This is a genomic window from bacterium, assembly GCA_017744355.1.
In the GTDB taxonomy this organism is placed as follows: domain Bacteria; phylum Cyanobacteriota; class Sericytochromatia; order S15B-MN24; family UBA4093; genus JAGIBK01.
Window position 1 is genome coordinate 79,483 of sequence record JAGIBK010000006.1, and the last position, 23,900, is coordinate 103,382.

Annotated in this window: 23 protein-coding genes; 13 read left to right on the forward strand and 10 right to left on the reverse strand. The window is 66.8% G+C overall.

All coding sequences use genetic code 11. The features are described from left to right. Positions 1-103: 103 nt before the first annotated feature. The 10 genes from J7643_15440 (at position 104) to J7643_15485 (ending at position 8,478) form a co-directional block, all read left to right on the forward strand. On the forward strand, positions 104-976 hold the full coding sequence (locus tag J7643_15440) for a prolyl oligopeptidase family serine peptidase (protein ID MBO9541980.1): 873 nt from the start codon (positions 104-106) through the stop codon (positions 974-976). 96 nt (positions 977-1,072) lie between these two features. Continuing rightward, positions 1,073-1,492, forward strand: coding sequence for a hypothetical protein (locus J7643_15445; protein MBO9541981.1), 420 nt, complete (start codon positions 1,073-1,075; stop codon positions 1,490-1,492). A 26-nt stretch (positions 1,493-1,518) separates the two neighbouring features. Further along, on the forward strand, positions 1,519-2,673 hold the full coding sequence (locus J7643_15450; GenBank protein ID MBO9541982.1) for a flagellar hook basal-body protein: 1,155 nt from the start codon (positions 1,519-1,521) through the stop codon (positions 2,671-2,673). 135 nt (positions 2,674-2,808) lie between these two features. Next, on the forward strand, positions 2,809-3,720 hold the full coding sequence (locus J7643_15455; GenBank protein ID MBO9541983.1) for a FliM/FliN family flagellar motor switch protein: 912 nt from the start codon (positions 2,809-2,811) through the stop codon (positions 3,718-3,720). A gap of 10 nt (positions 3,721-3,730) precedes the next feature. Further along, positions 3,731-5,113 carry a FliM/FliN family flagellar motor switch protein gene (locus tag J7643_15460; protein ID MBO9541984.1) on the forward strand — a complete coding sequence of 461 codons (1,383 nt, stop codon included), beginning with the start codon at positions 3,731-3,733 and terminating at the stop codon, positions 5,111-5,113. Between the two features lie 54 nt (positions 5,114-5,167). Continuing rightward, positions 5,168-5,509, forward strand: coding sequence for a flagellar motor switch protein FliN (gene fliN, locus J7643_15465; GenBank protein ID MBO9541985.1), 342 nt, complete (start codon positions 5,168-5,170; stop codon positions 5,507-5,509). Between the two features lie 2 nt (positions 5,510-5,511). After that, positions 5,512-6,681 carry a flagellar type III secretion system pore protein FliP gene (gene fliP / locus J7643_15470; GenBank protein ID MBO9541986.1) on the forward strand — a complete coding sequence of 390 codons (1,170 nt, stop codon included), beginning with the start codon at positions 5,512-5,514 and terminating at the stop codon, positions 6,679-6,681. A gap of 6 nt (positions 6,682-6,687) precedes the next feature. Next, positions 6,688-6,960 carry a flagellar biosynthesis protein FliQ gene (gene fliQ / locus J7643_15475; protein ID MBO9541987.1) on the forward strand — a complete coding sequence of 91 codons (273 nt, stop codon included), beginning with the start codon at positions 6,688-6,690 and terminating at the stop codon, positions 6,958-6,960. A 4-nt stretch (positions 6,961-6,964) separates the two neighbouring features. Next, positions 6,965-7,786 carry a flagellar biosynthetic protein FliR gene (locus J7643_15480; GenBank protein ID MBO9541988.1) on the forward strand — a complete coding sequence of 274 codons (822 nt, stop codon included), beginning with the start codon at positions 6,965-6,967 and terminating at the stop codon, positions 7,784-7,786. A gap of 329 nt (positions 7,787-8,115) precedes the next feature. Then, positions 8,116-8,478 carry a hypothetical protein gene (locus tag J7643_15485; GenBank protein MBO9541989.1) on the forward strand — a complete coding sequence of 121 codons (363 nt, stop codon included), beginning with the start codon at positions 8,116-8,118 and terminating at the stop codon, positions 8,476-8,478. A 97-nt stretch (positions 8,479-8,575) separates the two neighbouring features. Here J7643_15485 and J7643_15490 read toward each other — a convergent pair whose 3' ends face one another. The 7 genes from J7643_15490 to gap form a co-directional block, all read right to left on the reverse strand. After that, positions 8,576-10,198 (reverse strand): SulP family inorganic anion transporter, encoded by a 1,623-nt coding sequence (locus tag J7643_15490; protein ID MBO9541990.1) that lies wholly within the window; start codon positions 10,196-10,198, stop codon positions 8,576-8,578. 81 nt (positions 10,199-10,279) lie between these two features. Then, positions 10,280-10,609 carry a winged helix-turn-helix transcriptional regulator gene (locus tag J7643_15495; GenBank protein MBO9541991.1) on the reverse strand — a complete coding sequence of 110 codons (330 nt, stop codon included), beginning with the start codon at positions 10,607-10,609 and terminating at the stop codon, positions 10,280-10,282. Positions 10,610-10,747: 138 nt separating this feature from the next. Continuing rightward, complete coding sequence (locus J7643_15500) at positions 10,748-12,268, reverse strand: 2,3-bisphosphoglycerate-independent phosphoglycerate mutase (GenBank protein MBO9541992.1); 1,521 nt, start codon at positions 12,266-12,268, stop codon at positions 10,748-10,750. Beyond that, entirely contained in the window at positions 12,265-12,600 is a 336-nt protein-coding gene (locus tag J7643_15505) for a DUF962 domain-containing protein (GenBank protein MBO9541993.1), read from the reverse strand. Before J7643_15505 ends, J7643_15500 begins: the two co-directional genes overlap by 4 nt. Before the next feature lie 87 nt (positions 12,601-12,687). Beyond that, positions 12,688-13,461 (reverse strand): triose-phosphate isomerase, encoded by a 774-nt coding sequence (locus J7643_15510; protein MBO9541994.1) that lies wholly within the window; start codon positions 13,459-13,461, stop codon positions 12,688-12,690. A gap of 62 nt (positions 13,462-13,523) precedes the next feature. Beyond that, entirely contained in the window at positions 13,524-14,717 is a 1,194-nt protein-coding gene (locus J7643_15515) for a phosphoglycerate kinase (GenBank protein MBO9541995.1), read from the reverse strand. A 5-nt stretch (positions 14,718-14,722) separates the two neighbouring features. After that, on the reverse strand, positions 14,723-15,742 hold the full coding sequence (gene gap / locus J7643_15520; GenBank protein MBO9541996.1) for a type I glyceraldehyde-3-phosphate dehydrogenase: 1,020 nt from the start codon (positions 15,740-15,742) through the stop codon (positions 14,723-14,725). Between the two features lie 228 nt (positions 15,743-15,970). On the opposite strand from gap, the gene J7643_15525 reads away from it, so the two are divergent. The 3 genes from J7643_15525 (at position 15,971) to J7643_15535 (ending at position 18,021) form a co-directional block, all read left to right on the forward strand. Next, positions 15,971-16,786 (forward strand): hypothetical protein, encoded by an 816-nt coding sequence (locus tag J7643_15525; GenBank protein ID MBO9541997.1) that lies wholly within the window; start codon positions 15,971-15,973, stop codon positions 16,784-16,786. Positions 16,787-16,863: 77 nt separating this feature from the next. Next, complete coding sequence (locus tag J7643_15530; GenBank protein ID MBO9541998.1) at positions 16,864-17,448, forward strand: TIGR00730 family Rossman fold protein; 585 nt, start codon at positions 16,864-16,866, stop codon at positions 17,446-17,448. Positions 17,449-17,508: 60 nt separating this feature from the next. Next, complete coding sequence (locus J7643_15535) at positions 17,509-18,021, forward strand: hypothetical protein (GenBank protein MBO9541999.1); 513 nt, start codon at positions 17,509-17,511, stop codon at positions 18,019-18,021. Positions 18,022-18,028: 7 nt separating this feature from the next. On the opposite strand, the gene mgtA is transcribed toward J7643_15535, so the two are convergent. The 3 genes from mgtA to recG are packed head-to-tail and all read right to left on the reverse strand — an operon-like array spanning position 18,029 to position 23,802. Further along, a complete protein-coding gene (gene mgtA, locus J7643_15540) occupies positions 18,029-20,566 on the reverse strand; it encodes a magnesium-translocating P-type ATPase (protein MBO9542000.1) in 2,538 nt (845 codons plus the stop codon). Positions 20,567-20,626: 60 nt separating this feature from the next. Continuing rightward, entirely contained in the window at positions 20,627-21,178 is a 552-nt protein-coding gene (gene rsmD, locus J7643_15545; protein ID MBO9542001.1) for a 16S rRNA (guanine(966)-N(2))-methyltransferase RsmD, read from the reverse strand. Further along, positions 21,178-23,802 carry an ATP-dependent DNA helicase RecG gene (gene recG, locus J7643_15550; GenBank protein MBO9542002.1) on the reverse strand — a complete coding sequence of 875 codons (2,625 nt, stop codon included), beginning with the start codon at positions 23,800-23,802 and terminating at the stop codon, positions 21,178-21,180. The genes rsmD and recG overlap by 1 nt, the downstream gene beginning before the upstream one ends. Positions 23,803-23,900 lie beyond the last annotated feature (98 nt).

Below are 23,900 nucleotides of genomic sequence, written 5' to 3' on the forward strand. Positions count from 1 at the left end.
AGCAGGCTACCAGAAGGCCGGAGAGGGATCGTGTGCCAGGGGGGCAAGGATGCCCCGGCTCCTTGGCTCTATCCTACCAAGGAATACCGAGTGAGGAGGAGGCATGCACCCGATCCGTCCGAAGGCTCCGGTCCTTGTCCTGGCGCTCTTGCTGCCGCTGGGGTGCGTCCAGGCGCCGCCCCACGTGGAGGATCCGATCCGGGACTACACGCCCCCCAGGCCCACGCCCAATCCCCTCGGGGCCGCCAAGGTCGTCGAAGAAAACTACGAGGGCCAGAACGTGGTGGTCTCCCTGCCCGCGAGCTTCGATCCGGCGAGCGGCGATCGCTACCCCTTGGTGGTCTTCTTCCACTCATACGACCAGGACGCCCGCCAAATGACCAAGCTGACGCGCTTTGCGAAGCTCACCGCCGATCTGGGCTGGATCGCAGCCTCCGGGGATCTGGCGGGGCCCGCCCACTGGGGCAACGAGCGTTCGATCGCCATGCACCAGGCCATGCTGCGGCGCCTGCGCGAGCGCTACCCGATCGATCCCAATCGGATCTACTACGCGGGCTTCTCCATGGGAGGCGGCACCGCCCTCTTGGCAGCAATTGCTGCCAAGGGGACGCCGGACGCCCCCGCCGCCGTCGCCACCAGCCAGGGCTGGAGCAACCTCATGCGGATGCGCGAGGCCCACGACGGCATGTACGCCACCTCGATCGATACGGCCTACGGCGGCGCCCTCAGCGAGGCCCAGCGCTCGCGCACCGATCTGGTCGCGCGCGCCGACGAGCTCTCGGGCATCCCCATCTACCTTGAGCACGGGGACGCGGACGAGTATGTGCCCATCACCCACTCGGAGCGCCTCAAGGCCGCCCTCGACGCGCAGGGGATCGTAAACACCTTCAAGCGCTTCGCGGGCCTCGGGCACAACGAGGGCACGATCCACGAAGGGGTGATCCTCGACTTCTTCAAGGACAAGCGACGGCCGTAAGGCCGCAAGCGTGCGCAAACGCACGGTTAAGCCCTTCGCGGCGAGGGTACAATGCCAAGGGTCCGTCCCTGCGACCCTTTGGGAAAGGAGCGCCGCATGTCCGTCTACGGTGTCCAAGGCATCACCTACACGCCGCCCAAGTCGGTCGGCTCCACCACGACGACGCCCACCGATCCCGAAGCCCAGAAGATGGACTTCATCCAGTTGCTGATCGCCGAGATCACCAACCAGACGCCTGACAGCCCCATGGAGCCGACGGCGATGATCACCCAGTACGCCCAGATGGAGTCCTCCATCGGGCTGATGAAGCTCAACGCCGCCAGCACCGTCTACCAGAACAGCGCGATCGCCGCGGGCCTGATGAACCAGCAGGTCACGGTCAAGGTCGGCACCGGCAAGGACACCGGCACCTTCAGCGGCCAGGTCACCGCCGTCGACTTCTCGGGCGACAGCCCCATGGTCAAGGTCGGCGAGCTGTACTATCCTCTCTCGTCCGTCATTCACGTCGGCGCGTAGCCCCGCACGATCTAGGAGGATCTCGAATGTCTGACGTCCGGATCACCGCCACCAACAGCATCAGCGCCATCGACACCTGGCTCAAGGCCCTCGCGGGCAACCTGACGGGCTCGACGGTCACGGGCTTCCGCCAGACCCGCGTCCAGTTCGAGGACGTGCTCACCCAGCACCTCTCGGCGGGTGCCCCCGGCACTACGGGCGGCGGAGCCGGCGACTTCGGCGGCATCAATCCCGTCCAGTTCTCGGTCGGCGGTACCGCCATCAAGTCGACCCGCACCGACTTCTCGCAGGGCTCGCTCAACGGCACCCAGCGCCCCACCGACCTGGCCCTCTCGGGCGACGGGTTCTTCGTGCTCTCCAAGACCAAGAACCCGACCTCCATGAAGGACCTGATCTTCACCCGCAACGGCTCCTTCACCTTCAACCTGGAGTCGGATCCCTCGATCCTGAGCGCCGATGACCGCGCCAAGCTCGGCCGCGACTCCGAGGTCGGCGTCATGCGCCTGGTCAACCAGGACGGCTACTACGTCATGGGCGTCACCGGCAGCTACAAGCCCGATCCGAACCCGGGCGTCCCGGGCACCCCCTCGCCCTTCCTGGATGCGCGCGCCAACAACGGCGACGCCATCGGCCCGATCACCAACGAGCCGGGCGCCTCGGGTGACGTGGGCATGGGCTTCAAGCCCTACAGCTACCCCTTCATCAAGGACTCCAACGGCACGTTCAGCGTCAACGAGGATTTGTTGAATCGCGTTGCCTTCGACACCACGGGCCTGCTGCGCAACAGCGGCACCCAGGACGTGCCCGACTCCAGCGTGGAGTTCGAGCAGTCGGGCAAGCTGACCCTCGGCGCCGCTACCGGCATCGGCGGCCAGGAAAAGTACAACAAGTACGTCTCGGTCATGACCTTCGCCACCCCCGACGGCCTCTACCGCACGGACGGCACCAACTTCACCTGGAACAACACGGCGGGCAGCGCCTTCGTGGGCGTGGCGGGCACCGACCGGGGCCCGGTCGGCTCGAGCAACTCGATCAACGCCATGGCCCTCGAGACCTCCAACTCGTCGGTCAACACCACCCTGCCCGAGCTCACCATCGCCCAGAAGAGCTTCACGGCCAACGTCAAGATCATCTCGGTCGGCAACAGCCTGATCGACGACGTCAACCAGCTCATCCGATAGCTGCTTTCCCCCTTCGACGATCCCCCCTCGGTCCCGAGGGGGGATTTTGCTTGACCGGATGCGACCGAGAGGCCGAAAAGCCGCATCTGGCGTATTGTTCGGGAAACTGCTACCCTATGCCTTATGAGCGAAGACTTGAATTCGCTAATCATGAACCAGGCCCCGCAAGGCGACGCCTACCTCTACCGGGCGCTGTACCACCTCGGCTCCCAGATGGCGGACGCCATGCGCGCCTTCGCCCAGAACGAAGCCGACGAGGACGACGAGGAGGATGGCGGCGGGACCGGCGTTGAGCTGCCCGCGGCCGACTGGGCCGTCGTCTCGGTCGAGACCTATCCTTTCGCCACCCTCCAGGAGAAGTACGGCGCCGACGCCGTCTGGGGGATCCTCCAGTTCGTGGATCAGCCGGGGGGCCTCTTCGCCCTGATCGACCACGCCTCGGCCAAGAGCCTGATCGGCCTACCGGCCAACCGCCGCTTCACCGACGAGCACCTGGACACCATCGACGAGGTGGTCCGCCGGCTCTCGCTGGTCTTTGGCGAGCAGTGGGCCGATATCCTGAGCGATACCGAGAACCAGCACGGCACCTTCCCCGAGATGCCCGACCTCTCCGAATTGCAAGAGATCTTCATGGGGCTGGTGACGAGCACCCCCATCGCGGCCATCACCTTCCGCACCACCGTCCCCTCCCAGCCGCTGGGGCGAGTCATGTTCGCCATCCCCCAGCCCTACCTGGTGCCCTACGCCGACAGCCTCAAGGTGGCCGCCGACTACACCCACGTCCAGACCGGCGGCGAGGACATGGACTCGCGCCTGCACCACCTGGGCGACGTCCCGACCCCGGTCGTCGCTTATCTGGGGGCCACCTCCATGACCGTCGCCGAGTTGCAGAGCCTCGAAGAGGAGGATGTGATCGTGCTCGACCAGACCGCCACCGATCCGCTGGTCGTCGAGCTGGGCGGCGGCGCCCGGATCCTCGCCAAGCCGGGCACCAGCCCGGACGGGCTGCGCAAGGCGGTCCAGATCGTCCGCCTGGGCGCGGACTGAGGACGCGCCCATGTCGGCCCGCGATCGCGCCCGCCTCCTGCGCCCCCAGGCGATCCCCCTGTGGTTGGGGCTCGCGCCGTTGGTCATGCTCTTCCTCTTCGCCGTCCAGGCCAAGCTGGGGCTGCCCATGCTGGTCGTGGGCGCTTTGGGCGCGCTCGGCTTCGGCGTCAGCGTGGGCTACCACTTCTTCTGCCGCGCGTCGATCCCCAAGGTGGTCATCAAGCCCATGGGCTTCTGGCGCGGGGCCATCGTCGCCCTCGCCCTCTTGCCCCTGACCCTCGTCAACCTCTACGGGGCGGGGTCGGGCCACTCCCTGATGCTCTCGCCCTACGGCGTGACGACCATCCAGCGCTGGATCTCGATCGCGGCCAAGATGCTGCTCGGCGAGCCACTCGGCCTCAACACCGCCCCCTTGCCGCCGCTGCCCGTGAGCCTCACCCAGGGGATCTTCCTGGACGGGGCGCTGTGGGGCGCGCTCGGCTACGGCATGGTCTTTGCGATCGCGGGCTTCGGCTTCGCCGCCCTGCGGCAGGAGGCCTTCGACCCGCGTCAGGACCCCTTCGGCGGCAGCGGCACCTGGCCCTTCCTGCGGATGATGATCGGCTACTACTACGGTCTGTCGCTGGGCTTCTGGTTCGGCGCGGGCGCCATCTGGCTCGCCAAGACGGTCTTCTCCAACCCGCAGAACCTGCCGCCGACCCTCCAGGCCGTCCTGACCGCCATCGGGGTGGGCACCAACCCCAACCTCGCCTTCACCAACGCGGTGGGCCTCGCAGGGCTCTTGCTCGTCTTCTCCACGCTCTTTCTCGGCAAGGCCGACTTCACGGCCGGCTTCTCGGACCCTCGGCCCGAGGAGAAAGAGCCCGACATGAAGATCAAGATCCCCGAGCTGCCCAAGACCCCCGAGCCCGAGTTCGACTTCGCCTCCATCGGCCACGAGACCGACCAGATCGCCCAGCAGTTCCAGAGCCAGCTCCAGGACCTGGCGCGCCAGCTGGGCTTCCAGGACCCGGTCGAGACGGCGGCCTCCTTGGTCGCCGCCCCCGCCGAGCAGGTCGAGGACGCTCCCACCGAGCAGGAGCCCCCGGTCACCAACATCATCTCGGCCCGGCGTCCGGACTTCGACGTCAGCTTCGACAGCGCCATGGGGCAGCTCTCCAACGTCTACGTGCAGGTCAGCGCCCAGCTGGGCAGCACCGAGCTGCCCCTGACCGACTGGCTCACCATGGCCGAGGGCTCCATCCTGGAGCTGCCGCGGCCCAAGGACAACACCATCACCGTCTGCATCAACGGCAAGCCCGTCGGCAAGGGCCGCGCCGTCATGCTCGAGGACCACAAGGCCATCAAGGTCCTCAAGCTGAGCAGCGACGCGACCCAGCATCTCGGGAGGTAACGCCCTTTGCTCTCCCACCACGCGAGTCAAGATTTCGGAAGGTAGCGCCCAACTATGGAATGGCAAGACCAGCGCCAAGGCTACAACGCCGTCAAGTTCGGCCCCCTCTCGGGGGGTGGTCACGGTGACACCAACATCCGCGGCAGCCTCGATCTCCTGCGCGACATCCGGCTGCAGGTCTCGGTCGAGCTGGGCCGCACCAGCCTCCCGCTCAAGCAGGTCATGCAGATGGCCGAGGGCTCGGTCATCGAGCTGGACCAGCTCGCCGGCGAGCCGGTCAACGTGATCGCCGCGGGCAAGATCGTCGCCCAGGGCGAGGTGGTCGTGATCGGCGCCAACTTCGGCATCAAGATCACCAAGATCTTCCAGAGCGAACTTTCGAGCACGATGGGGTAAAGATGGAAGCCACCGAGTCCTTTTCGGCGCTGAGCGCCACCACCAGCGCCCTGCCCGCCCTTGCACCCGCCCCTGACCTGAGCATCGGCCCCTACCTGGTGCAGCTCCTGCTCGTCACCCTCCTGATGGTCGGCCTGGGCTACGTCAGCCTGCGCCTCACCAAGAACGGCCGCATGCCGGGCCTCACCTTCCGCCCCAAGGGCATCAAGGTCCTGGACCGCCTCGCCCTCGACGCCAAGCGTCAGCTGATGGTCGTCAACGTGGGCAAGCGGAACTGGCTGGTCGGCATGAGCGAGGGCGGCTTCAACGCGATCGCCGAGCTGGACGACGAGGACCTCACGCCGGACTTCGAGAAGCTGGTCGCAGAGGCGGAGCCGCACGAGCCCCGCAAGCGCACCTGGTGGCAGCAGGCGCTGGGCCTGGGGCTCATAGCGGGGCTCGTCACCCTCCTCTTGCCCATGCTGCCCGCCCACGCCCAGGCCGCCGGGGATCTGGCCGCCAACGCCTTCGGGGGCTTCGACCTGCGCAACCCGCTGGGTGCGCCCAACATGACCACCTCGGTGTCGCTGATCATCCTCTTGGCGACGCTGACGGTCCTGCCCTTCCTGGTGGTCATGACCACCTCGTTCATGCGCACGATCATCGTGCTGGGCTTCTTGCGCCAGGCGCTGGGCACCCAGAGCATCCCGCCCAACCCGGTGATGCTGGGGCTCGCGCTCTTCCTGGCCATGTACACCATGACCCCGGTCTGGAACACCATCGACAAGACGGCGCTCCAGCCCTACTTCGCCCGCCAGATCTCGCAACCGGTGATGCTGGAGCGCGCCCAGGCGCCGCTCAAGGAGTTCATGCTGCGCCAGACCTCGCAGCAGGAGCTCGGCTTCTTCATCCGGCTTTCGAACACCCCGGCTCCGAACACGCCGGCGGACGTGCCGCTGCAGGTGGTGATCCCGGCCTTCATGGTCAGCGAGCTCACCACGGCCTTCAAGATCGGCTTCATCATTTACGTCCCGTTCATCGTCATCGACCTGGTGGTCTCGAACGTCCTGTTGGCGCTCGGCATGAGCTCACTACCTCCGCAGATGATCTCGAACGCCTTCAAGCTACTGGTCTTCACCCTGGCGAACGGCTGGCACCTGGTGATGGCCGCCCTCGTCCAGAGCTTCAAGTAGGCGTCCATGTCCGACACGACCGTCATCAACGTCGCGACCCAGGCCATCATCATGGTCCTCCTGCTCTCCGGGCCGATCCTGGTCATCAGCCTGGTGGTGGGCTTCATCGTGGCGCTCCTGCAAACCATCACCTCGATCCAGGAGCAGACCCTCTCGTTCGTGCCCAAGTCGATCGCGGTCTTCGGGGGGCTGATCCTGCTCGGGCCCTGGCTGCTCTCGACCATGGTCGGCTTCCTGACGAGCCTCTGGAGCTCGATCCCCGGGATGCTCGCGCGCTAGGCCCATGGCAGAGCCCGCGGTCCTTCCCTTCATCGACTTCGTTAACCGGGCAACACCCGGCTTCGTGCTCATCCTGGCGCGCTGCATCGGCCTGACGCTACAGGCACCGGTCTTCGGCAGCCGAGTGATTCCCGCCATGGGCCGCATGGCCTTCGCCATGGCCCTCGCCCTGATCTACTGGACGAGCCTCCCGAGCGTTCCCCAGGCCCCGGACCACTTCCTGGCCTTCACCATCCTCGTGATCTCGGAGCTGGTCTTCGGCATGGCGCTCGGGTTCGCCGGCGCCATCGTCCACTTCGCCATCCAGGGGGCAGGCGACTTCATCGCGCAGGCCATCGGCCTGACCATGATCTCGACCATGAACCCCATGATCCGCACCAACTCGACCCCTACCGGCCAGATCTTCTACTACCTGGCCCTCACGGTCTTCTGCCTGGGGGGCGGCCATCTCTTGTACCTGGGCGGCTTCTTCCAATCCTTCGAGCTGGTGCCCGTCGGCGGCTTCAGGGTCACCCCCGCTCTGTGGGGGGTCATCCTCCAGGTCACGGGGGCGCTCTTGGGGATCGTCGTCCAGATGTCCATGCCGGCGGTGATCGTGGTGCTGCTCATCGACGTGGGACTGGGCGTCCTCAACCGCTCGACGCCGCAAGCCCAGAACCTGCTCGACTTCGTGCAGACCATCAAGCCCGGCATCGGCCTCTTGATCGTGAGCCTCATGATCCCGAACGTGGTCGCCTCGGTCCACGACCTCTCGGCCCAGATGATCACCGACGTGCAGCGGGTGATCGTCGCCCAGACCCAGCACATCCGTCCGGCCAAGCGCTGAAGACGGCCGCCCCACGGGCCTTTCCACCTCCGCGCGCGAGGATTTTTCGCCGCGGACGCAATTTTCCACCCCCAAGTGCCGATAACCAGATCCAAGCGGATCCTTAACGTTCCGCGAATCAGGATTTTATGAAGACTTGCTAAGTCGTCAGACCGTGGCTACAATGGAGCTTTCGTCAGCGCGATCCAAGCCCTTCTCGTCCATCCGGCGAAAAGCCTTGTGCAAACCTGTGTCGTTCCTCCGACTCGGGTGCAGTAAAAAGGAGCAAGCATCCGTTGCTCCGTCGCACTCACGAGACCGTCTCATCCAGGCGGAAAGGACTCATCCGCATGCGCACCAAGACATCGCAACCTCTTACGCTGCCTAACCGCACCGCCATCGTCTTCTTCCCGCACGAGCTGCAGCATCCCTGCCGTTGTGGGATGCGCAGCCGCCTCGAGACCTGCCCCCTTTGCCGTGACGGCGTCTGCCAGGACTGCGCCGTCTTCGTCGACCCCGAGACGCGCCATCCCGCCCGTCCGAGCCACCTGATCGCCCAGGGGGTCCGCACCGACTTCCTGGCGCACCGCAGCTGCCTCAGCGCCAAGGACATGCGCCTGGCTTCGTGCGTCTACGCGAGCGACGTGCCCCTGATGGTCCAGATCCTCAAGGGCGGCAAGCCCATGGGCCGCGCGCTGGACTGCATCGTCTAAGCCACTCCCCCAAGCCCTTCGCCCCGGACGCCGACGCGTCCGGGGCGTTTTACTGCCAGCCTTTCAGGCTTGTGAGGCGTTTTGGCTTCCAGGCCATTCAGGCCTGCGGGGCCTCTTCGAGCTCGCGGGCCAGATGAGCAACGGCCTCCTCGGCGCGCGCAAAGCGGTAAGGGGTACCGGCCACCTCCAAGCGATCAAGCATGTCGGCAACCTCTGGGACCAGGCCGCACAGGGCGACCTTGACGCCCCGGTGTTGCAGTTCGCGCACCACATTGCCGAGCGCGATCGCCGCCGTGACGTCCAGGGTCGTGACCGCCCCCATCCCGAGCACCATGCCCCGACAGCGGACGTCGGCGAGGACCGTCTCGGCGAAGCGCCGGGCGTCCCCGAAGAAGAGAGGCCGATCCACCTCGTAGACCCGGATGTCGTCGGCGATCGCAGGCGAGACCCCGCACGCCTGGCACACCTCGGGGTGGCTGACCAGGTGCAGGTCCGCCATCCGGCGCAAGAAGAGGGCGACGGCGATCGCCAGGCCCACCTCGACCGCGAGCACCAGATCGAAGAGCACCGTCACCAGCCAGGTCACGCCCATGACCGTCAGATCGGACTTGGTGGAGCGCAGCAGGAGCTTGACCTGCTCCCACTCGATCATGCGCCAGCTCGTCACCATCAGGATCCCCGCCAGGGCCGCGAGGGGGATGTTGGCGGCAAAGGGGCCAAGGGCAACCACCACCAGGGTGATGACGAGGCCGTGGATGACGCCCGACAGGCGGGTCTTGGCTCCCGAGCGAATGTTGACGGCGGTCCGGGCGATCGCGCCGGTGGCGGGGATCCCGCCGAAGAAGGGAACCGCCAGGTTCGCGAGGCCCTGGCCGACGAGCTCGCGGTCCGGATCGTGCGGCTTGCCCCCCGATAGCCTATCGGCGACCGCCGCCGACAAGAGGGACTCGATGGAGCCCAGGGCCGCGAGCGCGAGCGCCGGGCGGACGAGCTCACCCAGCAGCTCGGGCGCAAAGGGGGGCAGGCTCGGCAGCGGCAAGCCCTGGGGGATGGCGCCGATCCGGGGCAGGTCGAGCCCGAGCAGGCTCGACGCGATGGTCGCGAGCAAGAGCGCCACCAAGGAGCCCGGCACGCTCTGGTTCACCCGGCCCCACAGGACCATGACGAGCACCACGCCGACGGTGACGAGCACCGCCGCGAGGTTGGCCTGTCCCAGGTGCGCCAGTTGCCACCCCACCTGCGCGAGCAGCGACCCCTTGGGGGTCTGGTGGGCGAGCCCCAGGAAATTGCCGAGCTGGCCCGCGAAGATGAGGATCGCAATCCCGTTGGTGAAGCCGGTGATGAGGGGCAGGGGCAGATAAGAGGCCAACCGACCGAGACGACCGAGGCCCAGGGCCAGCTGGATCAGGCCCGCCATCAGGCCCGCGATCCAGACCCGCTCGATGCCGTACTGGGCCACGATCCCCGCGAGGATCACCGCCATGGCCCCGGTGGGCCCCGTGATCTGGAGCGGAGAGCCTCCGAAGAGGGAGGCCACGATCCCCGCCACGATAGCGGTGTAGAGGCCCGCCTTGGGGTCGACTCCGCTCGCCACCGCGAAGGCGAGCGCCAGGGGCAGGGCCACCACCGCCGAGGTGAGGCCGCCCATCAGGTCCCCCAGCCACGGCGGGCGTTGCCCGGTCGGTCGTGTCTCGCTCAGCGGTATGGCTGTCGGTTGCATGGCGCCCTCTCAGTTTCAACATTCTACGATCTTCAAAGATTTGAAGATGCTCAAGAAAAAAATGAGACCCTCGCGCCGGGCTCAGGGCGCCGGCTCGAGGGACTCCAGGGTGTCGCGGATTTCGACCAGGTGGTTATTGAAGATGACCCGGGCGTCGTCCAAGAGGGTGAAGATCGCCGGATCCTTCACGCTGTAGAGGACGAAGCTGCCCTCCTTGCGTCCCGTGACGAGGTTCCGCGCGCGCAGGACGGCCAGCTGCTGCGAGAGGGTGGTCGGCTCCGCCCCCAGGTGCTCGGCAAGCTCATTGACGCCCCGCTCTCCCTCGCGCAGCGCGTCGAGGATCGCGATCCGCAGCGGGTGCGCGAGCGCCTTGAAAAACTCGGCCTTGAAGCGGCGCAGTGCCTCGTTCATCCATCCCCCGATCCGGGCCTCCCCGGAAAACGACTTTGGATCTTCAAAAATCCATAGATCCTATACCATGGAGCGGAACATTTGAAACAAGAGGACCGCACCGTCTGGTGCGGCCCTCTCGTTCAGAACCGAAAAAGATTAGGGACGGACCAGCAGGGAGTGCCCCGTCATCTCCTTGGGCTGGGGGATGCCCAGGATGTCGAGCATGGTCGGCGCGATGTCCGACAGCAGGCCGGTCTTGAGCTTTGCGTCGGAGCCGACCAGGATGAGCGGCACCGGGTTGAGGGTGTGGCTCGTCATGATCTCGCCGGTGGACGGATCGTACATGGCCTCGGCGTTGCCGTGGTCAGCGGTGATGATCGCCGTGCCGCCCTTGGCCTCGATGGCCCCGATGATGCGGCCGAGGCAGATGTCCAGGGCCTCGATCGCCTTCACCGTCGCCCGCAGGTCGCCGGTGTGGCCCACCATGTCCGCGTTGGCGAGGTTCATGATGATGACGTCAGTCTTCGCGTCCTTGATCCACTGCACCGCCACGTCCGCCACCTCGAAGGCGCTCATCTCGGGCTTGAGGTCGTAGGTCGCCACCTTGGGGCTGGGGATCAGCACCCGCTCCTCGCCGCGGTAGGGCTTCTCGACCCCGCCGTTGAAGAAGAAGGTGACGTGCGCGTACTTCTCGGTCTCGGCCGTGCGCAGCTGGCGCACCCCGGCGTCGGCGAGCACCGGCGAGAGGATGCGATCGAGCGACTGGGGCAAGAAGGCCAGCGGCAGCCCGAAGTTCGCATCGTACTGCGTCATGCAGACGTACTGGACCTGGGGGAAGTTGGGGCGCTCGAAAGCGTCGAACGTGGGATCCGTCAGGGTACGGGTGATCTCACGGGCGCGATCCGGCCGGAAGTTGAAGAAGATCACCGAGTCGCCCGAGCGAATGCGGCCTTCCTCCGCCACGATGATCGGCTTGATGAACTCGTCGGTCTCGCCGCGCAGGTACGCGCCTTCCATGGCCTCGCCGGGGCTCGAAGCGCGGTGCTCGGCCACCCCGTCCACGAAGGCGCGGTAAGCGATCTCGACCCGCTCCCAGCGGTTGTCACGGTCCATGGCATAGTAGCGGCCCACGATGGTCGCGACCTCGCCGTAGCTCATGGCATCCAGGCGCTTCTGGACCTCATGGAGGTAGCGCCCGCCCGAGGTGGGGGGGGTGTCGCGCCCGTCGGTGATGGCCTGGACGTAGGTCTGGGGCACGCCGAGGCGCGCGGCCATCTCCAACAGGGCGTAGAGGTGCTCCTGCGAGCTGTGGACGCCGCCGTCCGAGACCAGGCCCATAAGGTGCAGGCGACCGCCGCGGCGCTTGGCGCCTTCCATGGCCTCGACCAGCACCGGGTTGGTGAAGAAGTCCCCGTCGTAGATGGACTTGTTGATCCGGACCAAGTCCTGGTAGACCACGCGGCCCGCGCCCATGTTGGTGTGACCGACCTCCGAGTTGCCCATCTGGCCGGGAGGCAGGCCGACCGCCTCGCCCGAGGTGGGGATGGCCACCGAGGGGTATTGCTGCATGAAGCGATCCCAGTTGGGCTTGTGGGCCATGGCGATCGCGTTGCCCTCGCGGTTGGGGTTGATACCCCAGCCGTCGAGGACGATGAGGGCGAGCGGTCCGTTTTTCATCGATGTTCCTTTGGCAGATTCTCGAGGTCCAGGCGTTCGAGCTCTTTATCCATCCGGCCGGTCAGCATGTACCGGTACAGGCGAAAGTCGGCTCTCAGCGACCAGAGCGGGTAGGTAAACGTGGCGGGCTTGTTCTTCTCGAAGACGAAGTGACCGACCCAGGCGAAGCCGTAACCGACGAGCGGCGCAAGCAGCAGCCACCAGGGCGAACGGATGAGCGCAAGGCCCAGGGCGACCAGGACGCCGGTGGTCCCGACGAAGTGCAGGGCCCGGCACACGGGATCCCGATGCTGCGAGACGTAGAAGGGCCAGAAATCCTCGTAACGCTTGATCTCGGACACGACGCCTCCCGTTCGGAGCTTCCGCCTCTCGCCTTGGAGAAAAGAACAGGCGGGACTAGCAGCCCCGCCTGATGGCCGTTAGCGCGCGGCCGCGGCCTTGTAGTTGACGATGGCCGCGAAGCTCTTGGGATCGAGGCTCGCGCCGCCGACCAGGGCGCCGTCGATGTGGGGCTGCGCCATCTGGCTTGCGATCGTCTCGGGCTTGACCGAGCCGCCGTACAGGATCCGAACCTGGTCGGCGACGTCCTGGCCCATCATCCGGGCGATGGTGTCGCGGATGACACCGGCGACCCGGTTGGCCTCCTCGGGGGCGCAGGTCTTGCCCGTGCCGATGGCCCAGACGGGCTCATAGGCGAAAAGGCAGGTCGCGACCAGCTCGGGAGCGATGTTCAGGAGGGCGCGCTGGGTCTGAACGATAATGACATTATCCGTCAATTGAACCTCGCGATCCTCGAGGGTTTCGCCCACGCAGACGATGGGAGTGAGCTGCCACTGGAGGGCGGCGGCCACCTTGCGGTTGACGGTGCCGTCGGTTTCGTGGAAGTATTCACGACGCTCCGAGTGACCAATAATCACATGGGTGGCGCCGGCATCGCGCAGCATGACGGGCGAGATCTCGCCGGTGTAGGCGCCTTCGTCCATCCAGTGCATGTTCTGGCCGCCCAGCTGGACGCGGGTTCCGGCGAAGGCTTCCTTGAGAGCGTTGAGGGCCGTGAAGGGCGGGCAGATGACGACCTCGGGATCGACGCTGTTCTTGGCGTCGGCGTCGAAGGCCGCCGCGAAGGCGCGGGCGTCCTCGATGGTCTTGAACATCTTCCAGTTGCCGGCGATGACGGGGGTACGTTGCGACATGTGTTTCTCCGTAATGCCCTGCCCCCCGCGAATGCGAGGGGCAGGAAGAAGCGGGGATGCCCTTACTTGTCGTTGAGGGCGCTGATGCCGGGCAGTTCGAGGCCTTCGAGGAACTCGAGGCTCGCGCCGCCGCCGGTCGAGACGTGGGTGAAGCGATCGGCCAGGTTCATCTGCTCGACCGCCGCCACCGAGTCGCCGCCGCCCACGATGGTGATGGCGCCGTGGGCGGTGCGATCGGCGAGGAACTGGGCCACCGCGCGGGTGCCCTCGGCGAAGGCCGGGTTCTCGAACACGCCCATGGGGCCGTTCCAGACCACAGTCATGGCCGAATCGAGCACGCGGCGGATCGCATCCACCGTGCGCGGCCCGATGTCCACGCCCATCTCGGTCGGGGGGATGTGGTCGATGGCGACCGTGGCGCTCGCCGTGGGGGCCTTGATGTCACCCGCGACCAGCACGTCCTCCGGCAGGAGGATCGAGGTGCCGCAGCGCTCGGCCTTGGCCATCAGCTCGCGAGCGAGCTCCAGCTTGTCCATCTCGACGAGCGAACGGCCCACCTCGAGGCCCTGAGCCTTGAGGAAGGTGAAGATCATCCCGCCGCCGATGATGAGGGTATCGACCTTGCCGATCAGGTTGTCCAGCACGCCGATCTTGCTCGAGACCTTGGACCCGCCGATGATGGCCACGAAGGGCCGCTCGGGGTTGGCGAGGGCCTTGCCCATCACCGAGATCTCCTTGTTGAGCAAGAAGCCCGCCGCTGCCGGCAGGTAGCTCGCAACGCCCGCCGTCGAGGCATGCGCCCGGTGAGCAGTCCCGAAGGCGTCGTTGACGTAGACGTCAGCGAGCTCCGAGAGCTGCTTGGCGAAGGCGGGGTCGTTCTTCTCCTCTTCCGGGTGGAAGCGGATGTTCTCGAGCAAGAGGGGCTGGCCGGGCTTGAGGGCCTCGACCATCTGCTTGACCTCGGGGCCGATGGCGTCGGGAGCCATCCGCACGTCGGTGCCCAAGAGCTCGCCCAGGCGCTTGGCCACGGGCGAAAGGCTCAGGTCGGGGGTGTTGCCCTTGGGGCGCCCCAGGTGGGAGGCCAAGATAACCTTGGCCCCCTTGTCCATGAGGTACTTGATCGTGGGCAGGGTCGCCCGGATCCGGGTGTCGTCGGTGATCGCCTTGTTGCCGTCGAGCGGCACGTTGAAGTCGGCCCGCACCAGGACGCGCTTGCCCTGGAGGTCCTTGAGATCAGACAGGCTCAGCTTCGACATGAGGCTTAACCGACGGCAGTCGCGAGGGTCTTACCGACCATGGCGGCCAGGTCGACGACGCGGTTCGAGTAGCCCCACTCGTTGTCGTACCAAGCGACGATCTTGACCATCTTGTCGCCCATGGTCATGGTCGAGTCGGCGTCGACGATGGTCGAGTGCGGGTTGCCGGTGAAGTCGATCGAGACGAGGGGCTCGTCGGTGTACTGCATGATGCCCTTCATGCCGTTGCCCGCGGCCTCCTTGAGGAGGTTGTTGATGGCTTCGACGGTGATGGGCTTCTCGACGGTGGCGACCAGGTCGACGACCGAGACGTCGGGGGTGGGCACGCGCATGGCCATGCCGTTGATCTTGCCCTTGAGCTCGGGGAGCACCAGCGCGACGGCCTTGGCGGCGCCGGTGGTGGTGGGGATGATCGACATGGCGCCGGCGCGGGCGCGGCGCAGGTCCTTGTGGGGCATGTCGAGCAGCTGCTGGTCGTTGGTGTAGGCGTGCACCGTGGTCATCATCGCGTTGACGATGCCGAAGTTCTCGTGCAGGACCTTGGCCACCGGCGCGAGGCAGTTGGTGGTGCAGGAAGCGTTCGAGATGATGTGGTGCTTGGCGGGATCGTAGCTCTTCTCGTTGACGCCGAGGACGATGGTGATGTCCTCGCCCTTGGCGGGAGCCGAGATGATGACCTTCTTGGCGCCGGCGGCGAGGTGGGCCTTGGCCTTCTCGGCGTCGGTGAAGATGCCGGTCGACTCGATGACGAGCTCAGCGCCGAGCTTCTTCCAGGGGATGGTGGCCGGGTCACGCTGGGCCGAGATCTCGATCTTGCGGCCATCGATGATGATGGCGCTGTCGGTGTGATCGACCGTGCCGGGGTAGACGCCGTGCACCGAGTCGTACTTGAAGAGGTGAGCGAGCGTCTTGGCGTCGGTCAGATCGTTGATGCCGACGAACTCCAGCTCGGGGTTCTTGAGGCCGATGCGCAGCACCTGGCGACCGATACGACCGAAACCGTTAATCCCCACTTTAGTGGCCATTGAGAAGTCCTCCTAAAAGTTCGGTTATCCCTTGCTTAAATGTACGCCTCGCTCCTGGCGTGGTCAAGGAAAGTGTGACGCATTGTTTCCGATTGTATCGCAGCCAAGGCCAGGCCACGAGCGAGGAATGGGCTGCCCCAAGTTCGGAACCGGCCGCCTTTCGCCCTGGCGCCGCAGCGCCTAAGCTCGGGGGGTGAAGCTCAAGCACAAGACAAGGAGGCGTTCCCCATGACTCGCGTCACCCGCCTGGCCGTCTTGGCCGGACTGGCGCTCTCTGCCTCGCTGAGCGGCTGTGGCACGGCCTCTCGGCCCGTCCCCGTCCCCTCGCGATCGCCCTCCCTCGAGGTCGCGGCCGCCACCCCGCTCGATGAGCTCAAGGCGTACAAGCAAGAAGCCTACCGCCAGATGGGCATCGACCAAGCGCAGCAGGCCAAGCTCAAGGCGCTGGTGCGCCAAGAGTTCAAGGGCCTCGATCTCAGCGCCCTCAAGGCCGACTACCAGAAGTTCGCCACGCTGATGGAAGCACCGACGGTCGATGTGCAAGCGAGCAATGCCCTGCTTGGGACGATCGAGGGGCGCTATCGCGACCTCGCCGCCAAGATGGCCGACGTGGAGGCCAAGGTCCATGGCATGCTGAGCGACGAGCAACGCAAGAAGGCGCTCGGCGTGCTCGCCGATGCTCCGTCTCGCCTCGATCCGCTGGTGCAGAAGTGGCGAGCAGAAGCCTACGCGGCGATGCTCGAGGGCGTGACCCTGACGCCGCAGCAGCAAGCAGGCCTCCAGCAGCTCCAGCAGCAAGACCAGGCGAAGGGCACCGCGCGGCTCAATGCCGTCATCCAGGCGGACAGCCGCTACTACCGCGACATGGACAAGCTGGCGCTCACGGCAGCCTTCCAGGATGCGGTGGGGGTCAATGCAGGCCGCGAGGCGATCGCATGGGCCACGACCCTGGACCAGGCGCAGCGCAAGAAGATGGTCGCGAACGCGAAGCGATACACGGAGCGGATACTCGCTCAATTCAAGGCGATGCTCCAGGCTGACTGAGGCCCTGGGCGGGACGGGGGGCTGCGCGCTACAATGGGGGTTTCGGCGCCCCCTTCGTGAATGAAAGCAGCCCCTCGATGAATCGAATCTGTGTGTTCTGCGGCTCGAAGCCTGGTAACCGTCCCGCCTACGTCGAATCGGCCCGCGCCCTGGGCCGGGCCCTGGTCGCGCGCGGCTGCGGCCTGGTCTACGGCGGCGCGAGCGTGGGGGTGATGACCGAGGTCGCCGACACGGTGCTCGAAGCCGGTGGCGAAGTGATCGGCGTCATCCCCGAGACTCTGCTCCAGCGCGAGGTGGGCCACCGCGGCCTCACCGAGCTGCACGTGGTCCAGACCATGCACGAGCGCAAGGCCCTGATGGCCTCGCGCTCCGACGCGTTCATCGGGTTGCCCGGCGGTTACGGCACCTTCGAGGAGCTGTTCGAGGTCATCACCTGGGGCCAGCTGGGCATCCATCGCAAGCCGGTGGGCCTGCTGAACGTGGCGGGCTACTACGACGCCTTCATGGCGCTGGTGGACCACGCGGTGGCCGAAGGCTTCATCCCGCCGAGCCACCGCGGGCTCATCCTGGTGGACACGACCCCCGAGGGGCTGCTCGACCAGCTCGAAGCCTACCAGGTGCCCGATCTCGGCCGGAAGTGGGCCGATAAGGAGCACGTCTAGCAAGATCCCGGCTGAGGGAGCGATAACAGAAGAGGTTAAGAACGAACTAAGGAGCCTCTTTTGAAACGCGCCTCCCTCTCCGTTGCCCTCCTGGTCTTGCTGCTTTCCGGCTGCGGCGCCGCCCCCACCGCCCCGAAGGGCGCGGATGATGCCCGCACGACCGCCCAGTCCGTCGCGACCGTCACCAAGGCGGTGAAGGCCTACTTCCAGGCCAAGTTCGACATGCTCGACGTGGACCACTCGGGGCTCGTGACCAAGGCCGAGGCCATCTCGGTCGGCCTCGATCCCGAGGGCTTCGACGCCTACGACGCGGACGGCAACGGCACCCTGACCCTGGGCGAGTTCGCTCCCCCGCATGCAATCGAGGCCATCGTCACCACCATCCGCCAGACGGCCGCTGCCGAGTTCAAGCGGATGGACGTGAACGGCGATCGCGCCCTCTCGGCCGAAGAGATGGCTCAGGCCGTCGCCCTCCCCTTCGCCATGTGTGACGCCAACCGCGACGGCAAGGTCACCGCCAGCGAGTTCGAGAACGCCTTCGCCCTGGTCACGACCAAGGGCACCTCGCGCTAAGCGCCAATCAAACGCCTCCTGAATTCCCCCTGCCCCCTGCCGAGCGATAGAACTGCCGCTTCGCAAGCTCCGCGAGCAGCAGGTATGCCGCCGTGATCCCCAGGATGCTCAAGAGCAGGCTCAGCGGCAGCGGGGTGAAGCCCAGCGCGCGGGCAAGCGGCGAGTAGGGCAGCAACACGGCGATCGCGCAGATGCCGAACACGCTCAGGCGCAACCCGCGCCCCGCCGGATGGCGAAACGGCGAGCGACTCGTCCGGATCACGAAGACCACCAGGGTCTGAGTGAGCAGCGACTCGACGAACCAGGCGGTGTGAAAGAGCGGCGCCGTCGCCCGGAAGGCCCAGAGCAGCAGCCAGAAGGTCAGAAAGTCGAAGATCGAGCTGATCGGTCCGAGCACGACCATGAAGCGCTGGATGAAGCGAACGTCCCAGCGCCTCGGCTTGAGAAGAGCCTCCGGCTCCACCCGATCCCCCGGGATCGCGAGCTGCGAGAGGGCGTAGAGCAAGTTGTTCAGCAGGATCTGCATGGGCAGCATCGGCAGGAAGGGCAACAGCAAGGCCGCGCCCGCCATGCTGAACATGTTGCCGAAGTTGGAGCTGATGGCCATCAGGATGTACTTGATGACGTTCGCGAAGCTGCGACGCCCCTCGAGCACCCCCTGGTGCAAGACCGCGAGGCTCCGCTCCAAGAGGATGATGCTCGCCGCCGCCCGAGCCACGTCGACCGCCGAATCGACCGAGATCCCCACGTCCGCGTCGCGCAAGCAAGGCGCGTCGTTGATCCCATCCCCCAGGTAGCCCACCACGTGCCCGCGCACCTTGAGGGCGCGCAGCACCCTGATCTTCTGCTCGGGCGTCACCCGCGCAAAGACGCCTACCCGCTCGACGACCCACGGAAGGGCGCTCTCCCGGACCCGCTCCAGGTCCCGACCGAGCATTAACCGCCGTGCATCCAGCCCCACGGCCTCGCAGACGTGCCGCGTCACCCACTCGTTGTCCCCAGTGAGGATCACCACCCGGATCCCGTCCGCGGCGAGGGCCTTCAGGGCCGCCTGGGCGTCCGCGCGCGGGGGATCGTGGAAGGCCACAAAGCCGAGCAGGCAAAGATCCCGCTCGTCCTCGACCCCGTAGACGGGTTTGGCTTCGATCGAGCGCTCCGCGATCGCAAGCAAGCGTAGCCCCTGCTCGCTGAGACGCTTAAAGGTCGCAAGAGCCGCCTCACGCGCCGACTCATCCAGCGCCCGCTCTCGCCCCTCCTCACGATAAGAGGCCGAGACCGCAAGGACGGCCTCGGGAGCCCCCTTCGTGATGAGCACCGTTTCTCCGGCGCGGTCCAGCACCACCGACACGCGGCGCCGGTGGAAGTCGAAGGGGATCTCGTCGCGCTTCTGGCATGCGGCCGGCTCGGGGTGGGGCGCGCGCAGGATCGCCTCGTCCAAGGGGCTGCGGATCCCCGTCTCGTAGGTGCTGTTGAGCACCGCCGCGGCCAGGACCTCGGGGGCCTCGCGACCGAGAGGATCCACGCTCGCGGTAAGCGCCAGGACACCCTGGGTCAGGGTACCGGTCTTGTCGCTGCACAGCACGTCGATGCTGCCGAAGTTCTCGATGGCCTGGAGCTGCTTGACGATCACGTGCTTCTGAGCCATTCGCATGGCGCCCCGGGAGAGCGTGACGGCGATGATCATGGGCAGGAACTCGGGCGTCAGGCCCACCGCGAGCGCCAGCGAGAACATGAAGGCTTCGGCCGGCTCGCGCTTGAGCAAGGCCAGCACGAAGAAGACGAAGAGCACCAGGGCGATGACGACCCTCAGGATCATCGCGGAAAAGCCCGCAAGCCCCCGCTCGAACTCGGTCTGTGGCGGCTGAGCGGCAAGGTGCGCGGCAATGTCGCCAAAAGCGGTGGCTGTCCCCGTTTTCACGGCGATCGCACGGGCGGTGCCACTCACCACCGAGGTCCCCGCAAAGACCGCGTTCACGGCCTCGTCCAGGCCCACAGCCTCGCCAGAAAGATCGACGGCCCGCTTCTCGGCGGGCAGGGACTCGCCGGTCAGAGCCGCCTGATCGACGAAGAGGTCCTTGGCCTCGATGAGGCGCGCATCGGCGACGAGCATGTTGCCCGCCGAGAGCAAGAAGACGTCACCCGGCACGACCTCTGTTGCCGGTATCGTTCGACACCGGCCGTCGCGCAGCACCTCGACGCGAATGCCGACCTGGTGGCGCAGGGCCTCAGCCGCGCGCTGCGAGCGGTAGGACTGGAAGAAGTCCACTAGCACGCTCGCAAGCACGATCGTCACGATGATGGCGGCGTCGAGCGCCTCGCCGAAGGCCCCGGAGATGATGGCCGCCGCGAGCAGGATCCAGACCAGGGGGTTCGCGAAGCGATCGAAGAACTGCCGGAGCACCCCCGCCCGCTCCGCGCGGGCCGGCAGGTTGGGCCCCACGCGCGAAAGCCGCGAGCGGGCCTCTTGCTCCGTGAGGCCGTCGGGCCCCGCGTCGAGCGAGGCGAGCAGCCCCGTCAAGGGCTGCAACCAGAACGGCTCGGTCATGCCGCCAGTCTAGGCAAGGGCCGAGGCCCCGTCGAGATCAGCGGCGACGAGGTTCTCGGGCTACTTCGCCTCGCCGAGGCCGTACAGGGCGAGCTGCGCGAGGCCGTAGCGATAGACGCGCCGACAGACAGCCTCGCCCACCACTTCGGGCAGCGTCTCGCCCTTGGCATGCTCGAGCAGGACGACCGCGTCGGGAGCGAGCAGCCCGGGGCGCTGCAAGGCTGTGAGAAGCTTCTCCCAGTCCTCGGTGCGGTAGGGGGGATCCGCGATCACCACGTCGAAGGGGCCTTCGAGCGACGCCAGCTTGGCGTGGACCTCGCCGCGCTGGACCTGGACGCGATCGCCCACTCCCAGCGCCTTGAGGTTGTCGGCGATGACCAAGAGGGCCTCAGACGCCCGTTCGACCATCACCACGTCGCTCGCGCCGCGCGAGAGGGCCTCCAGCGCGATCGCCCCGCTGCCCGCGTACAGGTCGAGCACCCGGGCGTCGTGGATGCGCGGCCCCAGGATGTTGAACATAGCCCCGCGCACCATGCCGGTGGTCGGGCGGGTCAGCTCGCCGGTGAGGGTCTTGATTTTGCGCCCCCTGAGGGCGCCTGCGATGATCTGCATTAACCGATCCCAAGAAAACCGAGGTTGCTACGGAAGTGGCGGTACAGCTCCGCCTTGGCGTGAGGATGGCGCGAAAGATCAGGGTCGGCCGCGAGCAGCTCGAAGGACGCCTTGCGCGCGGCTTCCAGCAGGGCCGTGTCCTGCGCGAGGTCGGCGAGCATGAAGTCGGGCAGCCCACTCTGGCGGGTGCCCAGGAACTCGCCCGGCCCTCTGAGCTTGAGGTCCTGCTCGGCGATGACGAAGCCGTCGTTGGTCGCCACCATGACCTGCATGCGCTGCTTGGTGGCCTCGCTGCTCCCGCTGGTGACCAGGATACAATACGACTGCTCGGCACCGCGGCCCACCCGGCCGCGCAGCTGGTGGAGCTGGCTGAGGCCGAACCGCTCCGCGTTCTCGATCACCATGACCGAGGCGTTGGGCACGTCCACCCCCACCTCGATAACGGTGGTCGCCACCAGGATGTCCAGCTCGTGGTCGCGGAAGGCACGCATGACCGCGTCCTTCTCGTCGGAGGGCATCTGGCCGTGCAAGAGACCCACCCGGTAGTCGGGGAAGACCTCGTTCTGGAGGTTCTGGGCCTCCTCGGTCGCAGCCCGGACGTTCTCCATCTCTTCCGACTGCTCGATGAGCGGGAAGACGATGTAGGCCTGACGCCCGATTTCGAGCTCCCGGCGCACCAGCGCCCATGCGCCCTTGCGGCCCTTGCCCGTGACCCACGAGGTCTGGATGGGCTTACGACCGGGCGGCAATTCGTCGATGACCGACACGTCCAGATCCCCGTGCATGGTCAGCGCCAGGGTGCGCGGGATGGGGGTCGCCGTCATGGTCAGGACCTCGGGGTGGCGGCCCTTGGTGCGCAGGGTGGCCCGCTGCTTGACCCCGAAGCGGTGCTGCTCGTCGATCACGACCAGCCCCAGGTTCTGGAACTCGACGCTCTCTTGGATCAGGGCGTGGGTGCCCACCACGATGGGGGTGTAGCCACTGGCGATCGCCTTGAGGTACTGGTTGCGCTCGCGCTTGCCCTGCTTGCCCAGCAGCAGCGCGCACGGGATCCCCATGGGGGTCAGCCATTCGACGAACTTCTTGTAGTGCTGCTCGGCCAGGATCTCGGTGGGGGCCATGAGTGCCCCCTGGTAGCCGTTCTCGACCGCCACCAACAGGCTCAAGAGCGCGACCACGGTCTTACCTGAGCCCACGTCCCCCTGCACCAGGCGGTTCATGGGCTCCGCCGAGGCGAGGTCCGCGCGGACCTCGTCGAAGACCCGCTGCTGAGCGCCCGTGAGTTTGAAGGGCAGGTTTTCGAGCAGCTTGTTCGTCAATTCGCCGTTGGCGGGCAGCGCGATCGCCTCGGTGGTCTTGCGAAGCTGCGCGCGCCTGAAGCCGAGGCCCAGCTGGAGCCAGAAGAACTCCTCGAAGGCCAGGCGCCGGTGCGCCAGCTCCTTCTCCTGCATGGTTTTCGGGAAGTGGATGGCCTGGAGGGCCTCCCGGCGACCCAAGAGGTCGCAGCGCGAGACCACCTCAGCAGGCAGCGTCTCCTTGATCAGCGGCCCGAAGGTTTCGAGCGCCACGTGCATCGACTTGCGCAGGCCCTTGAGGTGCAGGCCCTCGGTCAGCGGATAGACCGGGACGATGCGGCCCACGTGCAGGGAGTCCGAGTCCTCCTCGCCGCCTTCTCCCAAGAGCTCGAGCTCGGGGCGATCGAAGAACAGCCGGCCCTGGTACTCGTCGTGGCGAGCCTCGCCGGACATGAGCACCTGGCCGCCGATGGGGAAGCGCTTCTTGAACTGTTCGAGCTGGAAGCGATTGGCCTTGCCCATGAACCAGCGCGCCGTGACCGAGCCGCTGCCGTCGGTGATGGTGACGGACATGATGCTCATGTTGGGCTTGCGGGGCGGGCTGAAGGCCTCGACCTTGCGGACGGTCCCCCAGACCGTCACCTTCTCGCCGACCTTGAGATCGCGGATCTTGGTCCGGCTCTGGTAGTCCAGATGCGTGCGGGGGTAGTGCCCGATCAGGTCGCGCACCGTGAGGATCCCAAGCTTCGCGAGCGTCTCGCCCATGCGCGGCCCGACACCCTTGACCCATTGGACCGCCTGGTCGAGCCCCTCGCCCGAAACGGGCTTGGCCGCTCTGGGGGCCGCGGTGCGGCCGGGCGCCTGCTGCACGGGCACGGCAGCTTGTGGGGTGGGCGCTGCGGGCTGCTGAACCTTAGCAGCGGCGGCCGCGGGCCGCGGGGTCTGCTGCATCCCATACTCGGGCGGCTGCTCGCGCACGCGCTGCGCCAGGCGCGACGCGTCGGCGGGGTTGAGCATGCCGGTCGGCGCATGAAGCGCGACCTCGGCGCGAGGCCCCGAGAGGTAGGGCAAGAGGGCGAGCATCCCGTCGACCAAGGTGGCCCGCTCGGGCGGCGTCAGGGCGTCATAGCGGGCAAAGCCGTCGCCCAGCTGAGAGAGCCGCGCACGCACCGAGGGATTCGGCATCAGGGTGAGGCGCAGGATCGCGAGTTGCTCGCAGACGAAATCCGAGAAGCGCGCCGTCTGCCCCTGCAGGTTGGGGTACTGGCGGCGCGCCTCGACGGTAAGCGCCTGTTGCAGCTTGGCGATCGACGTGGACATGCCCTCCATGGTAAGCGTTCGAACAAATGAGCGCAAGCCGCGAGCGAGGCTGAGCCCCGATCAGCCCGAAGGCCGATTGACTCCTTGGGCGCGCCCCGGGACAATAG

Coding starts and splice junctions, on each gene's coding strand:
- J7643_15510 (MBO9541994.1), bottom strand. CDS start 13,461: ATGTCGCAACGTACCCCCGTCATCGCCGGCAACTGGAAGATGTTCAAG.
- J7643_15525 (MBO9541997.1), top strand. CDS start 15,971: ATGACTCGCGTCACCCGCCTGGCCGTCTTGGCCGGACTGGCGCTCTCT.
- fliP (MBO9541986.1), top strand. CDS start 5,512: ATGGAAGCCACCGAGTCCTTTTCGGCGCTGAGCGCCACCACCAGCGCC.
- J7643_15515 (MBO9541995.1), bottom strand. CDS start 14,717: ATGTCGAAGCTGAGCCTGTCTGATCTCAAGGACCTCCAGGGCAAGCGC.
- J7643_15460 (MBO9541984.1), top strand. CDS start 3,731: ATGTCGGCCCGCGATCGCGCCCGCCTCCTGCGCCCCCAGGCGATCCCC.
- J7643_15495 (MBO9541991.1), bottom strand. CDS start 10,609: ATGAACGAGGCACTGCGCCGCTTCAAGGCCGAGTTTTTCAAGGCGCTC.
- J7643_15490 (MBO9541990.1), bottom strand. CDS start 10,198: ATGCAACCGACAGCCATACCGCTGAGCGAGACACGACCGACCGGGCAA.
- J7643_15480 (MBO9541988.1), top strand. CDS start 6,965: ATGGCAGAGCCCGCGGTCCTTCCCTTCATCGACTTCGTTAACCGGGCA.
- mgtA (MBO9542000.1), bottom strand. CDS start 20,566: ATGACCGAGCCGTTCTGGTTGCAGCCCTTGACGGGGCTGCTCGCCTCG.
- J7643_15500 (MBO9541992.1), bottom strand. CDS start 12,268: ATGAAAAACGGACCGCTCGCCCTCATCGTCCTCGACGGCTGGGGTATC.
- J7643_15445 (MBO9541981.1), top strand. CDS start 1,073: ATGTCCGTCTACGGTGTCCAAGGCATCACCTACACGCCGCCCAAGTCG.
- J7643_15530 (MBO9541998.1), top strand. CDS start 16,864: ATGAATCGAATCTGTGTGTTCTGCGGCTCGAAGCCTGGTAACCGTCCC.
- gap (MBO9541996.1), bottom strand. CDS start 15,742: ATGGCCACTAAAGTGGGGATTAACGGTTTCGGTCGTATCGGTCGCCAG.
- recG (MBO9542002.1), bottom strand. CDS start 23,802: ATGGAGGGCATGTCCACGTCGATCGCCAAGCTGCAACAGGCGCTTACC.
- rsmD (MBO9542001.1), bottom strand. CDS start 21,178: ATGCAGATCATCGCAGGCGCCCTCAGGGGGCGCAAAATCAAGACCCTC.
- J7643_15450 (MBO9541982.1), top strand. CDS start 1,519: ATGTCTGACGTCCGGATCACCGCCACCAACAGCATCAGCGCCATCGAC.
- fliQ (MBO9541987.1), top strand. CDS start 6,688: ATGTCCGACACGACCGTCATCAACGTCGCGACCCAGGCCATCATCATG.
- J7643_15485 (MBO9541989.1), top strand. CDS start 8,116: ATGCGCACCAAGACATCGCAACCTCTTACGCTGCCTAACCGCACCGCC.
- J7643_15440 (MBO9541980.1), top strand. CDS start 104: ATGCACCCGATCCGTCCGAAGGCTCCGGTCCTTGTCCTGGCGCTCTTG.
- fliN (MBO9541985.1), top strand. CDS start 5,168: ATGGAATGGCAAGACCAGCGCCAAGGCTACAACGCCGTCAAGTTCGGC.